The following is a 14955-nucleotide window of genomic DNA, read 5'->3' on the forward strand; positions in this document are numbered from 1 at the left end:
GATCTGATTTAACAATGGGATGCACTGGCATCCCATTTTTGTGTCCGAATAGAACGATATAAAGCTTAGTGCTAGTGTGATTAAGTCTCTGTTAGCTTGTCGCTGCCCTTATTGCGTTTAGCTATAGTTCGGATGATGAAGTAGCCAATAATAGAAATAAGTACCGTGTTGCCTGTGGCGATGATGAGCATCTGCGTTAGGACTTTATTAAAAGGTTCAGCATAAAAGATGGTGTCAAGATAGGCTGAGCAGCCATAGCCCAGAATATTACCAATCAGTGCGAGTACCACGAAAAGTATAACGTCTTGCCTGTCGAAGCCTCCCTCGTCTAAGCGGTGACGAGTCAGGTAGGGGAAGAGTCCCATAATCAGGCCGACAACGCCAGAACCCGCCACCCAAGTTAACCATAAGCCCCAACCCGCGAACTGATCCGTGATCCAATGGCCAATAATACCCACCAAAAAACCAACAATGGGGCCGAATAACACCGAATAGACGGCTAATATTGCCATGGCTGGCTTAAGGGTTGTGTTAGCAAAGACAGGGACGCCAAACATAGGTAGGCCGCCGATACCGTAAAGTAAAGCGCCGCTAGCGATAACGATGAGAGTTTTGCCGAAAAGATTCATAGATAGCCTCTGCTTAATAGTCAGCGTTGAATATCGTTCACTTACATTACTTTGAATTATCGATAATTTTGCTGTTTATTACAGCTTAGCAGTAACCTAATTGATTGGGCTTTGGACGAGGTCGGTTTGAAAACAGTGTGTGATAAAACTCACGTATACGAAGGGGGCAGAAATTAAAAAGGAGCGGATATCCGCCCCTTTGTAAGTATGTAGCAAAGTCCATGTATTAATGGTCTAAGTACAGATAGTTTTGCCAGCTCTTCATGCGGATAAGTACTTTACGCATGATAGAAACATGGTGGAAGCTGTCTGAATAAACCGCGACTTCAACAGCTGTACCCATCGGAAGATGGAACTCACTCAAGTCATCGGTAATTTTGAGTTTGACAAACACTCGTCCACTCGTACGAAGTGCGTCTGTGCCTAACAGAGACCCACGTGCCTGGAATTGGCTTTCACCGATTGCTGGGATAACTTCAACCACTTCACCACGGAATACTCGGCCTGGGATCGCACGGAACATGAATTCAGCTTCAAAGCCGGGCTCTAGTCGTTGTAGTGAGTTTTGTCTGAAGGCCGCTGTATAGAACTGGTTGGCTTCTGTATGAACAAAGGTCATTGCCGGAGCCAGTGGTAGAGGTACCGCCATCACGCCAGGACGTAAAGCAAGTTGGGTCACGTAGCCGTCGGTCGGAGCACGAACCACCGTTTGATCTAAATTGAACTCAGCTTTGCGTAATTCGGCAAGCAATTGAGCAACTTGGGTATTCTCTCCGCCTACTTCTGAATCTAGCGCAATTTGGGCTTGTTCTCTTTGTTGCAATGCGACTTCAAGGGTAGCTTCTGCCGCTTTGTAAGCCTGACGACGAGTATCTAGGTCTTGTTCGGTAAATGCGCCGCGATCAAACCCTCTTTGGTAGCGGTCGAACTCTCGCTTCGCTTTATCTCGCTCTGCTTGCGCCTTGATAATGCCTGCCTGTGCCTCTTGAACCCCAGATTCTAAACCTAAAGCCCCTTGGCTCGCTTCTTTTACTTTTGCTTCAAGACGCGCAACTTCGGCCTCAAAAGGTGTCGGATCGATTCTAAATAGTATATCGCCCGTCTTTAATGGTTCGTTTGGTTGTACCGGCACTTCGATTACACGGCCACGAACACCAGAAACGATAGGTGTGGTTGGGTAGATCTGATTACCTATCTGAGTAAAGGGATGGTTGTAGTTCATAAGAAGCACGAGCGTGCCTATCAGTACAACGCCACCAAGGACAGCGGTTGGAACCGACCATTTGTTAAGAGGGATCTTAAAAATTTTGAAAATCGCGATACAAAAGGCTGTGTAAGTCAGGATCAACAATAAATCCATTATTTTTCCTCTTTACTTAGGTCAGCGGTAGGATTTTGCTGAGTTTGTTTCTTTAATACTGATACTTCATTTTTTAGCTCGTTTACTTCGTCAATGAGCTCTTCAAGACGATGATGAATATCGTGTGTTTCTTGTTCCAGTTGTTTAAAGCCCCAGCCTCGCTCTTTGCGCCATAATGTTGCCCAAATCCATAGGAAAGGCCACAAAGCGTGAAGTGTGAACAAACTTACCCAGCCAGCGTAATGAATCGCATCTTGATGTGGGTGTTCACGTTCTTTAGCAATTTCGTAGGGAATATCGTGAATGACGATGATTCCGTAGAAAATAACCAAAGCAACGAAAATGAGTATCCCAAGTGCAAAATAGTCTAGAAACATCTTATTTACCCGTGCTTGTTGCTATATGAAAAAAGTTACGTAAATGAGTTGCTTAAGTATTTGATACAATTATAAATGAATCAAGTATTTTTGACGGTTATGCTCCGCTACTTCCAAGATGCTTTGTTCTGTCTCAAATAGTGCACATTGAGAGACAAAGTAGTTTAAAGTTTTTGTCCCATTACATAGGGATTGCAATCATCAATTGTCTGGAAGAATTACAGCCTTTTGATACGTCGGTTGTTTAAAACAACTTGGCCCCCTAATAGTTAAGTAATAGACCTATATGGGAAGGAATGGAAACGAATTGCAGTACTTAGGAGAAGCAGCAGAGAAAATTACTGCTGCTATGCTGGCGATTACTTAAACGTTAACCGTTCTGTCGCTCAAAAGCTTGGGATCATTTATAACTCGGTACAAACTTGGTTGCGGCCATTGGCTTTCGCGCGGTAAAGCGCTTTATCGGCACGGTAAAAAGTACGCTGTGTATTTTCACCCTCTCGGTGAACAGTAATACCGATAGAAACCGTGAGGCCGCGCTCACCTAAAATATCACGCCAGTTGTAGTGATAAATTTGCTCCCGGTAATGGTCTGCGTGGATCTCGGCATGTTCTAGTTTGTCGTTTTCAAGTATGACGAGAAACTCTTCACCACCAAAGCGGATGCATGAAGCGCCTGAAAAGTTAAAGTAGTTGGATAAATGTGTTGAAACGCTCTGGATTGCTTTGTCACCGACTAAATGGCTCAGTTCATCATTGATGGATTTGAAGTGATCAATATCAATCACCATAAGAGCAAAAGCTGTATCGCGAAGCAGCAAGTCTTTCAGTTTCACTTCTAACCAGCGGCGATTGTGTAACGACGTTAATGGGTCGGTAAAAACGTCCTGCTGCAATTGAGCAACGGTATTCTTGTGTTGTTTTGTCGTCTCTTTGAGCTCTTTGTTTTCGATCTCTGACAAGATAAGTTTGAGCTGTAATTCAAAGCGATCCAGACGATGTAACTGAGCAGAACCTAGCTCACTGATAGGTATTTGCCTAACCAGTTCAGACTCAATATTAAATGCACGTTTTTCGCAATCAAGTGCGAGCTCAAACTGACCTTGAGAAGCACTAATTTTACTCATCATATTATAAAATGTGCGGGCAAGCATCGCGGAAGAGTGTTTCTTTATACGCTTTTCCACTGAACCCATAATTAGGTTTGCTAACGCCGTATTACCTTTTCCATTGAGACAGCAAGCCGTCTCCATTTTGACCATCGCAGACAACCAAAACGTTGTGGAGCTGCCCGAAGTATACTGGACACTAGAAAGTGCAAGTAAAGCGTTTGAATAGTCATGGTTCAATTGATGCAGTTTGGCTCGGTAAAGGTGAATTTGACCAGCGAGGTTTTTATCGCTGACCAGAATACTGAGCTCTTCACATTCAGTGAGCAGCTCCATAGCATCATCTGTGTGTTTTAGACTGATGTAACACGCGAGCATGTATAGCTTGTAGCGTAAACGCAAGGAACGGCTGCTGATCGCATGGTCTATTGCTTCAATTTTTTTATAAAAACGCAGCGCACGTTCGTGATCACCATAGGCATCACACAAGTTACCCATACCGACTATCGCTAATACATACTCGTCTATAAAACCGTAATCAACCGCGATATTTGTTGATTTAATATACTCGATCATCGCTGAATCATAATCACCGACATCAACCAGATGTTCACATAAACTCGACTTTACCGACAAAATATCCTCGGCATTCGCAGGTAGGGTGAGATGTTCCAAGGCTTGTCTGAGCTCGTCAATACTGTCGCTTAGCTGTCTTATCTCTTGGCGATACTCTGCACTGATAATATAACAATGTGCTTTTTCGAGAGGGGTTTCGGCGATGTGATCTCGAATATGTTTCCACAGTGCTATCGCATCTTCACCAGTCACCGATGAAGGGTCAATGCCAGCCTGAGTCACTTTATTAAGCAATTGTTCCATTTTTCATTACCTCTATGTGGCTTTCTTCCAATTGCTCTAATGTGAACGGGAAAGTCAGAATATCTTGTAAATATAGGGTGGGCGTTGGTCCTTTCAGACCTCGTCTCTCCCATGGGTAAATGTTCATCATGGACTGGACCGTTTTATATAGCGATTCGGCGGCCTGACCTTTGTCCGCTATTAACATGGCGAGCCTGTCAGTAGAAAGCCGGGATACTAAATCGGTTGGTGCGGTTAAAGAGTGAACGAGTTCAGTACAGGCATCCAAAAAAGCCGGATTGGTGTGATGAATCATGATAATCGCGTGATTCGACTGTGTAAGTTCACTTTTGAACAGAACGAGTTGCTCCCACCAGTAGGTTTCAGAGACAACGTTAGAAAGATTTTTTTCAGGATCGTATTCATGTTGAGAGCGAATATGATTGATCAGTTTACGAGCGCGCTGTTCAAGTTTGCGCTTGGAGCTGTGCGCTTTATCCGGACTGAGTTGATGCCTTTGATCTTTTATCGTTTGAAGCGAGTGTTTCCGGTATTTTTGGAAAGCGTGGAATGCGGCTTCAAACTGACCTTGTTCTTCTGCAACGCGTGACTGCTGGTAGCAAATCTGACTAAGTAACTCACCCTTATCAAAATGCCGGGCGGACTCTTCGGCGGCAATTAACAATCTCGTCGCATTTTCGGTATTGTTATGCAGAAGTTCCAGACGAGCTCTGCTAATGGACGAATGGGCTTTCATCCAGGTTAGATCATGCTCCATAGCTATCTGATGCGCTTTTTTCGTTGCAACTTCTGCGGCGTCTAATCTCTCTAATCCAAGTAAAGCCAGCCCTTTGAAGTCCCATATTTCGGCATGCCAAGTCGAGTCTTGATGATCTTTTAGCACTTCGGCTGCGCCATCAAGCACAGTTAACATCTTGACGTAATCCTTCTGCAGGTAGTAATCCCATGCTAGTAAGATACGGGCTTTTCCTTCCAGGCTGGAGATACGGACATTGTTCGCCACTTTTACGGCTAGCTCATGCGTTGATGTGGCAAGTTTGTGTTGATTGGTGATACGCCAAACGTTACCGAGCCCAATCAGAGATTCAAGTTGGACTTCGATGTTATTGTTCAGGACGGACTGTTCGAGTGCATTAATCCAGTATTTCTGAGCTGAGAAATATTTGGCTTGCCCCCAGTACTGAAGCGCAAAGGTGTGAAGAATCTCTGGAAGGTAGTCGTCGTTTTCAAGCCGGCTCTGCTTATCGTAAGCGGTCTTTATCAGCTTAAGCCCTTGACGATAATCCATAGCACACCAGCAACAGTGTGACATGATAAGTAAGGCTTGGATTTCGCCTTCGCTAAACAGCATTTGTTCTGCGGTAACACGAAACTGCTCAGCTTTACGCAGAGTGGATTTGGGTTGAGAACTAACTTGCTCTTTAAGCAGTGCTAGCTCACATGCTAGCTGAGTTTTGCTTCTATCCAACGTTTACATCCATGACCATCGAGCAGGAATTTACACCTTAACTTTATCGCTAGGTGCGCATTTCATTACGAGAGCAGATCAAGTACTACTTCATAAATCATCAGGAGATCTCATTGATATCGTAAGCACTCCTAATGATTTAGATGGTTAGGATAGGAGCTGTTTAATCGTCAAAGGTGCGTCAGTAACTTCGAGCCTTTGCGCCGCTGTGAGACCTTCTTTATCTTGATAGCACAAATTATGCCAAGCTCTGAAGATGTCTAAAAGAGGTAATAGACCTCCAGGTCTTAATTTGCGACGCGGCTCGTTGATGAAGCTTTCAAAAAGTAGCTGGAATCGATTTTGGTAGAATTGCACTTGTCGTGTTGTTGCAACATTGAACCATTTTTCAGGCTCATTATGATCACCAGCGAGGTAACAAATGCCCTTGCTGTTATCTCCTTGGTTTGAGATAGCCCAACGGTCTCGCCACCAACTCATATAGGCAATATCAATTTTACCGAATGGTAATCGCATGTCCCATGCTGGATCTTCGTCGACGTACATTAAATCGATATTTTTTTCTTTAATACGAGACAAACAGACGCTCAACGCCGCAGAGCGAAGCAGGGGATCCTGAGGCATGTAGATAGACACGCGTTTGCTTGGGCTGCACATATCGAGGACATGTAAATAATGCGCGTACGAAGTATAAGGTGGTCGAACAATCGCGCCTTTTGATGGGTAATGAAATACGGCCAGATTCCCAAGCGGATCTTCCACATTACCGCGAGCCAAAATGGTCTGGTATTTCTGGTCGATGCGTTCACGAAGTTTGCTTGAGGGCGCCGCTGGTGGCTCGCTGGCTTCTGCCGTGTACTCTTGTGAGACAAAACGAGATACCTGATCGTACGGGTTATGATCAACGCTACCCGTTGGCTCTTCATCAGAAGCGTAGTTAACGTGTTGGCAGAGAATATAACCGGAATGCGCTTCACCGGAGACGATCCAGTATACGCCGTTGTTACTCTTCGGCTGCAAAGTGATGTAATTTGACGCTAACTCGTAGCGATTTGCATGGTTTACCCAGCGAGCATCAATCGTCGCTAATTTACGGCGACAGCGACTCGCAATATGATCTACATGATCATAAAACGTTTTCGGGTTGATACTGAGTTTGCGGCAGATCTCGCGGACAGAGTACCCTGTGAATAGCAGCGCCATCAGGTTCTCTTGGAACTGTAGCTTTTTGTTCGCACCGGACCACTTGTCGACGAACGTACTTTGACACGCTTTACAACGGTAACGCTGGCGATCGCCACTGTAACCGAACGCGTGGTAGAGGTGTTTATGAGTATGGACAGAGAGCCCGAAGTTATCGCAGTCATTATTGCGACAAGCAGGTAAGCCGTCACTATGAACGTGCCGCAGACGATGAAGTTCGTTCACGACATCGCGATTGTTAAGTAAGGGGGGGAAAGCTCCACATTCACGGCATACCATCGCCGGACGCTTGGGGTTAGCATGTTGCAGAACGTAACGTTTTGCATCACTCAATCCAAAGTTGTCACACGCCAATGTTTTACAAAAGTTGAGTTGTAACCCATCTGCATCTTTTGGCAGTTCGCCGTTAGACACGATCGCCCCCTCTGGGTAATTCGGGCAGCCAGTCAGGCACTGGCTGCAAATAACAAGTGACTTAGATGTTGATTGCGGTTTCTAGTGCAACTTTCATCATGTCGTTGAATGACTTTTGACGCTCTTCAGAGCTTAGTTTTTCGCCACGGATAATGTGGTCAGAAACCGTTAGGATAGTCAGTGCTTTAGCACCTAAATCAGCAGCTACGCCGTAAATACCAGCCGCTTCCATATCTACACCTAGGATACCCAGTTTTTCCATCTTCTCGAAGATGTCTGCTTCTGGTGTGTAGAACAGGTCAGCAGAGAACACGTTACCCACTTTAACTGGTACTTCTTGCTGGCGAGCTTGTTTTACCGCTTCTTCTAGCAGACCGTAGTCAGCAATTGCTGCGAAGTCGTGGTTGTTAAAACGGATACGGTTAACTTTTGAGTCTGTAGAAGCACCCATACCGATAACAACGTCCATCAGGTTTACATCGTCACGAACAGCACCACAGCTACCAACACGGATAACGTTTTTCACGCCGTACTCAGCGATCAACTCGTGTACGTAGATGCAGCATGATGGGATACCCATACCGTGTCCCATAACTGATACTTTTTTGCCTTTGTAAGTGCCAGTGAAGCCGAACATGTTTCGAACGTCACAAACTTGCTTCACATCTTCCAGGAACGTTTCTGCAATGTATTTAGCTCGCAAAGGATCGCCAGGCATTAGAACTGTTTCAGCGAAATCACCTGGTTGTGCGTTGATGTGTGGGGTTGCCATAAGTGCTCTCCAAAGTTTTGTTTGATAAAACAGGCCCTAGTATAGATGCCTGTTACCAATTCTGTTGAATTCGTTCGTTTTCGTTGAGGCAATAATATCGGGGAGTACACCTTACCCTTGAGAGGTTGGTCACAAAAAGCGCCCTTATGGAAGCCAGTGCCAATCATTATAACCAAATCTGTTGAAAGCAAAAAGGCAATCGATTTGCTTGACGCAGGTTTGTTGACGGCGCACACAGAATTGCTGGTTTGAGCGGAAATTCTTTTTTGATTATCGGTGATCGAAATTCAAATTAGCTAAGTAAAACGATTAAATTGTACAATTTATTTTCTTGTACAATTAAAACTAACTTGCTATAAGTTATACAACAAAACCTTTTGTATAGGGATGGCGTTACTATGGAATCTTCAATCAAAGTTGGTATCAGTTCTTGTGTACTTGGTGAGCGTGTTCGTTTTGATTCTGGCCACAAGGTCAGCAACTTTGTGACTAAAGAGCTCAGCAATTACTTCGATTTCGTTTCTGTTTGTCCAGAGGTTGGGGTTGGTATGCCAGTGCCGCGACCTACGATTCGTCTCATCTTTGATGAAGAGCGGATTGCGCTCGTTGAAACAAAAAATCCTGAGAATGACCACACGGACAACATGCTGGCGTACTCGGCTAATAAAGTAGATGAGTTACAGGAGCAGCAGCTATGTGGCTACATTGTGTGTGCCAAGTCGCCTACTTGTGGCATGGAACGGGTTAAAGTTTACAGCAAGAATAATGCTTCTAAAGAAGGGGTGGGGCTGTACACGCAAACGCTAATGCAAAAGATGCCATGGTTGCCAGTTGAAGAAGATGGCCGCTTAAATGATCCTGTGCTTAAAGAGAATTTCATCACTCGCGTTTACTGCCTGAATGACTTTTATCAATCCATGGCCGGTGAGCCGACCCGTGGCAAAATTATTGATTTCCACTCTCGTTATAAATTAACGCTGATGGCCCACCATCCAGAATCATACCGAGCGTTGGGACGTTTAGTGGCAGAAGTTGCCAACTACGAGATTGAAGATTTTTATGCAGAGTATCGTCTGGGGCTAATGAAAGCACTTTCGAACCGTGCCAGTCGGAAAAATAACACCAATGTATTGATGCACCTTCAGGGTTACTTTAAACGTGCCTTAACTAAAGACGAAAAAGAAGAGTTAGCGACGGTTATTCACGATTATCGCACGGGCCTATTGCCTTTGCTCGCACCGCTAACACTGATTAAACACTATCTAAATACTTACCCAGACGAGTATTTACAGAAACAAAAATTTTTAGAGCCGCACCCGCAGGAGATGAGATTACGTTATGGTTTGTAGTTCAGAAGAAAAACTGTACGCAATTAGAGATGTTGCAGAGATAACCGGAGTAAAGCCCGTCACTTTGCGAGCTTGGCAAAGGCGATACAATTTGATTCAGCCGCAGCGGACAGACAAAGGACATCGTTTGTATCGCCAGCAGGATATTGACACGATTAAAGAGATACAAAGTTGGCTGGCGAAAGGCATCGCAATTGGCAAGGTGAAAGGCCTGCTGGGCAAAGCCGATGAGTTAGACATGAGCGCTGAGCCTGCGACTTTAGAAGAAGTGGAAACGCTGCTGTCTGCATTATCTGATCTGAATCATGCCAAGACGGAGAGTGTACTGTCATCGGTAATGAAAGAATACCCTCTCAATTTAGTCGTTGAACAGTTTATTGATCCGGTATTTGAAGCATTAGATCTCGTGAAAGGATCGCTTCGCTCAATACAGATGGGGTTGTTCCAGACATGCCTGATCAAACGGTTGGCCCTTATCGTTGACTCTGAAAACAAGGCATCTTCAAAAGGGAAGTGTTTGCTGGTTTGCTTTGAACAAACCCGAGAAGCAGAGAGCTGGATTCAAGCCGCAATACGTTGTGAGCAAGGTTATCACACAACCTTAATTGCTAACGTTAATGACATTTCAGGCTTGGCAGAACATCAGGTTGTCGATCGTTATCAACGTATATTTCTGTTTTCTAATAAAGCACTACCAGCCAAACAGGTTGAGGTGTTAAAAGCGATGCGAACGCAATTCCCCAACCAGATTCAATGTTCAGAAGTCATAGAGAAGCTTCATTTTGAACAGGCAGAGAATAGCTAAGGAGACATCATGATTCTGGTATGGTTTCGACGTGATTTAAGAACGTTAGACCACACGGCTTTGCAGACAGCCCTGGACTCTGGGCAGCCTGTCGTCGCCTGTTTTATTGCGACGCCTCAGCAGTGGCAATCGCACGATATGGCTCCAATGCAGGCGGACTTGATTGCTCGTCGCTTAGAGCACCTGAATCAAGAGCTAGCAGAGCTGAACATTCCGTTTTTGTATGCAGAAGTCGACAATTTCTCCGGTTGCAGCGCCGTCATCGGCCGTTGGGTGAAAGCCCTAAATGCCACGAGCGTCATGGCAAATATCCATTATGAAGTAAACGAGCAGGAGCTTGATCGAGAAGTCTCTGATGCATTAAACCAATCAGGTGTGCGCTTTGAGTTGTTCCATGATAAGTGCGTTCATGCACCAACGACGGTTTTGAACAAGCAGGGCGACTACTTTAAGGTGTTCAGTCCCTTCAAACGAGCCTGGTTGCATAAGTTTCAATTACCAAGAGTTGCAAAACCCTATCCCCAATCACCGCTTTCACCGCAAGTATTGAAAGAGATAGAGGGGGAGTGTTTTGATGATGATTTTACGTTCAATTACCCACGTGAATCTAGCGAGCATTGGTTGGCTTCAACGAGTGACATACTGAATCAGTTAAGAACGTTTGCTCGTGAGCGAAGTGATGAATACCGCGAGCAGCGTGACTTCCCGGCCATTGATGGTACCAGTCAACTCTCTCCTTATTTGGCCATCGGCGCTTTATCTCCGAGACAATGTATTGCCAGATTGTTTGCTGAGAATGAGCAATCGGATTTAACGGAAGGCAAAGCAACATGGTTAAGTGAAATTATTTGGCGTGAGTTCTACCAACACTTGTTGGTGTTTGAACCAAAGCTTGTCAAAGGCAAAGGGTTTATTGATTGGGAAGACAAGATTCAGTGGTCTTACGACGAGAAGGCGTTTGAGCGCTGGAAAACCGGTACTACAGGTTACCCAATTGTAGACGCCGCAATGCGTCAGTTGAACCAAACTGGCTGGATGCACAATCGCTTACGCATGATAGTCGCGAGCTTTCTGACCAAAGATCTTCACATTGATTGGCGCTGGGGTGAAAAGTACTTCATGAGTCAGCTTGTCGATGGTGATTTTGCAGCCAATAATGGAGGGTGGCAATGGTCTGCGTCGACTGGTTGTGATGGTCAGCCTTATTTCCGAATTTTTAATCCTGTTAGTCAGGGAGAAAAGTTTGATGCTGATGGATGCTTTGTGCGTCATTGGGTGCCAGAAATAAAGAGCGTACCGAACAAGTTCCTCCATAAACCATGGACTTGGGAAGGCTTTTCTTTACTGGATTATCACACTCCGATGGTTGATCATAAAGCAGAAAGAGAGATAACCTTACGGCTCTTTAAAAGTGCCAAGGAATAGAGTGAAATGCTTAGCAAGAAGCGGTCGATGAGTATCGCGAAACGAACCCTGTTATCAGTCTCATTGTCATTAGTGAGTGGATTGTCATTCGCTAAGATGTACGAGTTACCTTCAGACAGCAGTCGTCTTATTGGTCGTATTGAAAACCACGTTGTGCAAAACGGGGAAACCATGGCCAATATTGCTAAGTTATATGACGTCGGTATGCTGGGTTTAATGGCCGCGAATAAAGGCGTAGACCCTTTTCTTCCTCAAGAAGGGCATGTTCTGACGGTTCCTACCCAACTCATTCTTCCGGACGTGGCTCACCAGGGTATCGTTATCAATCTGGCCGAGTTACGCCTGTACTATTTCCCGGCTAACGAGAACGTCGTGCACGTATTCCCGGTTGGGATTGGACGTATAGGGCGTGACACTCCGGTGATGTCAACCAGTGTCAGTCAGAAGCGTCCTAATCCGACGTGGACACCACCGGCTTCTATTCGTGCTGAATACAAAGCAAAAGGCATTAACTTACCTGCAGTTGTCCCTTCTGGCCCTGATAACCCGTTGGGTATGTTTGCATTGCGTTTAGCCTACGGGAACGGCGAGTACCTTATTCATGGTACCAACAAAGATTTTGGTATTGGTATGCGTGTCAGCGCAGGTTGTATCCGTATGGAGCCAAGCGACATTGAATGGCTATTTGAACAAGTACGTCGAGGCGAAAAAGTCACGGTTATTAACCAACCGGTTAAAGTGGCGTTAGAACCAGACAGAAGTGTCTTTATTGAAGCTCACGAACCATTAACTCGCAGCAACGGTAAGAAAGATGAATTGGAATTACCGAAAGAGTTAGGCTGGTGGTTAAGTGAATTTGGTATGAAGGATGTGAAGGCAAAAGCTGTGATTGCCGCGCAGAATGGAGTACCAGTAGAAATAACCGCGCCGTGAGGCGCGGCATAACACTATAACTTACTTAGTGTAAGATTGAGCGATGTTGTCGATACGCTCATTAGCACGTGCAGCTTCTTCTTGAGCAGACATTGCTGCGTCTTTAGACATTTGAACGTCAGATTGAAGAGTTTGTACGTCTTGGCTTAGCATGCTAACTTGATTGCTTAGTTCGTCTAGTTTAGCTGTAGTTGCGTCATCAGAAGAAGCACAACCTGCTAGTAGAAGTACTGAAGTTGCTGCAGCTGCGATCAACGTTTTGTTCATATAAGAACTCCTTGCTTATAGTGAAAGTCTCGCTCCATAGTTTTTGTTAGAGGCGAGGTTAAATGTGGATACATTGTATCAGTACATGATGTAGCAAAAGTCAAAAAAATCCAAGAATTTCATGGAGTACCTGACGTTAACTTTTACCTGAGCCTAACAAAAGGCAGTATTCAACCCTTCATTGACTCCAACAACAGTCTTCATGGCAGGTATTTTTGCCACGTTCCTGATATCAATAATTTAGACGATATTGACGCAAATGAAAGCTTCTCTCCGCAAATAAACGCAATATGCATGGATAAGCCTTAATAATCCGCGTATTCGCCATGACAGCCGTATATTGATGAACATAAGTTTAGGGCATAGATTGAAGCCGTGCCGCCCGAACTTGTATGAGTCTCAAAAGTAACTCTATTTTTTCTTCAATAATTAGTTTGTGTGATCTCTATCTATACTCCTATGATTTGCGGTATTATAGCGGGCTTTTATTTATTGCTACGTTAGAGCGGAATGACATTACAGAGCGCTCATATTGACTGATTTATTGGAGAATACTTTGCAATTTAAAGATCTAGGCCTAGACAACCGATTGTTGAAGAACCTAAAACACTACGATTTCAAAAAAGCGACTGAGATCCAACAGCAAGCAATTCCTGTTGCGATTGCAGGCAAGGATCTATTGGCATCTTCGAAAACGGGTTCGGGCAAGACTTTGGCGTTTGTATTGCCGATGCTTCACAAGTCACTTAAGACAAAATCATTTTCTGCGAAAGACCCTCGAGCTGTCATTCTGGCGCCAACGCGTGAATTGGCTAAACAAGTATATGGTGAGCTTCGCTCGATGCTTGCTGGCTTGTCTTACGAAGCAGCCTTAATTCTGGGTGGCGAAAACTTTAACGATCAGGTGAAAGCGCTGCGTCGTTACCCTAAATTCATCGTGGCAACACCAGGGCGCTTAGCTGACCACTTAGAGCACCGTTCTTTATACCTTGAAGGTTTAGAAACCCTGATTCTGGATGAAGCGGACCGTATGTTGGATCTGGGCTTCGCACCAGAGCTTCGCCGTATTCATAATGCCGCTAAACACCGTCGTCGTCAGACTTTGATGTTCTCGGCTACGCTCGATCACGCGGAAGTAAACAGCATTGCCTCTGAGATGCTGAATGCACCAAAACGTATTTCTATCGGTGTTTCTAACGAAGAGCACAAAGATATCACGCAGAAATTCTACTTGTGTGATCACCTAGATCACAAAGAAGCGATTCTTGAACGTGTCCTTGCTGAAGCCGAATACCGTCAGGTTATTATCTTTACCGCAACACGAGATGATACTGAGCGTCTTACAGCGAAGCTGAACGAGAAAAAACTCAAGGCAGTAGCACTGAGCGGTAACTTAAACCAGACGCAACGTAATACTATTATGAGCCAGTTTGAGCGCGCGGTGTTTAAGATTCTTGTCACCACTGACGTAGCCTCTCGTGGTTTGGACATTGCGACAGTGACGCACGTTATTAACTTTGATATGCCGAAGCACACGGAAGAATACGTTCACCGTGTTGGCCGTACTGGCCGTGCAGGTAATAAAGGTGATGCGATTTCTCTTGTTGGTCCAAAAGACTGGGATAGCTTTAAACGTGTTGAAGCATACCTGCAGCAAGATTTGTCGTTCTCCGTTTTCGAAGACTTAAAAGGCAAGTTCAAAGGGCTGAAGCCACGCAAGCCAGATATGCGTAATAAGAAAGGCGCGACGAAAAAAGCACGTCCTCAAGCTAAGAAAGTTGCGAAGAAGCCAGTTAAGCGCGACAAGACTTTCTACAAAACTGTGTCTGTTGGTGATGATGTTTTCATCCCTAAAAAGAAGCCAGCAGAACCGAAAGCAGAAGATTAATTTCTAGATTCTTAATGCTGTTTTAAGCAAAAAAAAAGCTCCGCAATCGCGGAGCTTTTTGATTTTACGAATTTGAA

At 44.8% G+C, this 14955-nt stretch carries 13 protein-coding genes; 5 read left to right on the plus strand and 8 right to left on the minus strand.

Annotated elements, in window-relative coordinates; genetic code table 11:
* Positions 1–80 precede the first annotated feature (80 nt).
* From DBX26_RS22105 to deoD, 7 genes are all read right to left on the minus strand, one after another.
* Positions 81–629 (minus strand): ECF-type riboflavin transporter substrate-binding protein, encoded by a 549-nt coding sequence (locus DBX26_RS22105; protein ID WP_118120902.1) that lies wholly within the window; start codon positions 627–629, stop codon positions 81–83.
* A 226-nt stretch (positions 630–855) separates the two neighbouring features.
* Positions 856–1989 carry an HlyD family secretion protein gene (locus tag DBX26_RS22110; protein ID WP_014234925.1) on the minus strand — a complete coding sequence of 378 codons (1134 nt, stop codon included), beginning with the start codon at positions 1987–1989 and terminating at the stop codon, positions 856–858.
* Entirely contained in the window at positions 1989–2366 is a 378-nt protein-coding gene (locus DBX26_RS22115) for a DUF3302 domain-containing protein (protein WP_014234924.1), read from the minus strand. The genes DBX26_RS22110 and DBX26_RS22115 overlap by 1 nt, the downstream gene beginning before the upstream one ends.
* A 404-nt stretch (positions 2367–2770) precedes the next feature.
* Complete coding sequence (locus tag DBX26_RS22120) at positions 2771–4354, minus strand: GGDEF domain-containing protein (RefSeq protein ID WP_118120903.1); 1584 nt, start codon at positions 4352–4354, stop codon at positions 2771–2773.
* Positions 4338–5822 carry a hypothetical protein gene (locus DBX26_RS22125; RefSeq protein ID WP_118120904.1) on the minus strand — a complete coding sequence of 495 codons (1485 nt, stop codon included), beginning with the start codon at positions 5820–5822 and terminating at the stop codon, positions 4338–4340. The genes DBX26_RS22120 and DBX26_RS22125 overlap by 17 nt, the downstream gene beginning before the upstream one ends.
* Before the next feature lie 147 nt (positions 5823–5969).
* A complete protein-coding gene (locus DBX26_RS22130; protein ID WP_118120905.1) occupies positions 5970–7439 on the minus strand; it encodes an IS1 family transposase in 1470 nt (489 codons plus the stop codon).
* Positions 7440–7500: 61 nt separating this feature from the next.
* Complete coding sequence (gene deoD / locus DBX26_RS22135) at positions 7501–8211, minus strand: purine-nucleoside phosphorylase (protein WP_014234920.1); 711 nt, start codon at positions 8209–8211, stop codon at positions 7501–7503.
* 398 nt (positions 8212–8609) lie between these two features.
* Here deoD and DBX26_RS22145 point away from each other — a divergent pair, with 398 nt between their 5' ends.
* Genes DBX26_RS22145 through DBX26_RS22160 form a run of 4 tightly spaced genes read left to right on the plus strand, consistent with a single transcriptional unit; the run spans position 8610 to position 12723 of the window.
* Positions 8610–9560, plus strand: coding sequence for a DUF523 and DUF1722 domain-containing protein (locus DBX26_RS22145; RefSeq protein ID WP_118120907.1), 951 nt, complete (start codon positions 8610–8612; stop codon positions 9558–9560).
* Entirely contained in the window at positions 9550–10365 is an 816-nt protein-coding gene (locus DBX26_RS22150; protein ID WP_118120908.1) for a MerR family transcriptional regulator, read from the plus strand. The genes DBX26_RS22145 and DBX26_RS22150 overlap by 11 nt, the downstream gene beginning before the upstream one ends.
* A 9-nt stretch (positions 10366–10374) precedes the next feature.
* A complete protein-coding gene (phrB, locus tag DBX26_RS22155; protein ID WP_118120909.1) occupies positions 10375–11790 on the plus strand; it encodes a deoxyribodipyrimidine photo-lyase in 1416 nt (471 codons plus the stop codon).
* A gap of 6 nt (positions 11791–11796) precedes the next feature.
* Complete coding sequence (locus DBX26_RS22160) at positions 11797–12723, plus strand: L,D-transpeptidase family protein (protein WP_024372651.1); 927 nt, start codon at positions 11797–11799, stop codon at positions 12721–12723.
* 21 nt (positions 12724–12744) lie between these two features.
* On the opposite strand, the gene DBX26_RS22165 is transcribed toward DBX26_RS22160, so the two are convergent.
* A complete protein-coding gene (locus tag DBX26_RS22165; protein ID WP_014234915.1) occupies positions 12745–12990 on the minus strand; it encodes an Lpp/OprI family alanine-zipper lipoprotein in 246 nt (81 codons plus the stop codon).
* Between the two features lie 544 nt (positions 12991–13534).
* Here DBX26_RS22165 and DBX26_RS22170 point away from each other — a divergent pair.
* Complete coding sequence (locus DBX26_RS22170; RefSeq protein ID WP_014234914.1) at positions 13535–14878, plus strand: DEAD/DEAH box helicase; 1344 nt, start codon at positions 13535–13537, stop codon at positions 14876–14878.
* The last annotated feature ends 77 nt before the right edge of the window (positions 14879–14955 follow it).

Origin of the sequence: Vibrio sp. dhg, from assembly GCF_003443775.1 — a bacterium.
Classification (GTDB): Bacteria; Pseudomonadota; Gammaproteobacteria; order Enterobacterales; family Vibrionaceae; genus Vibrio; species Vibrio natriegens.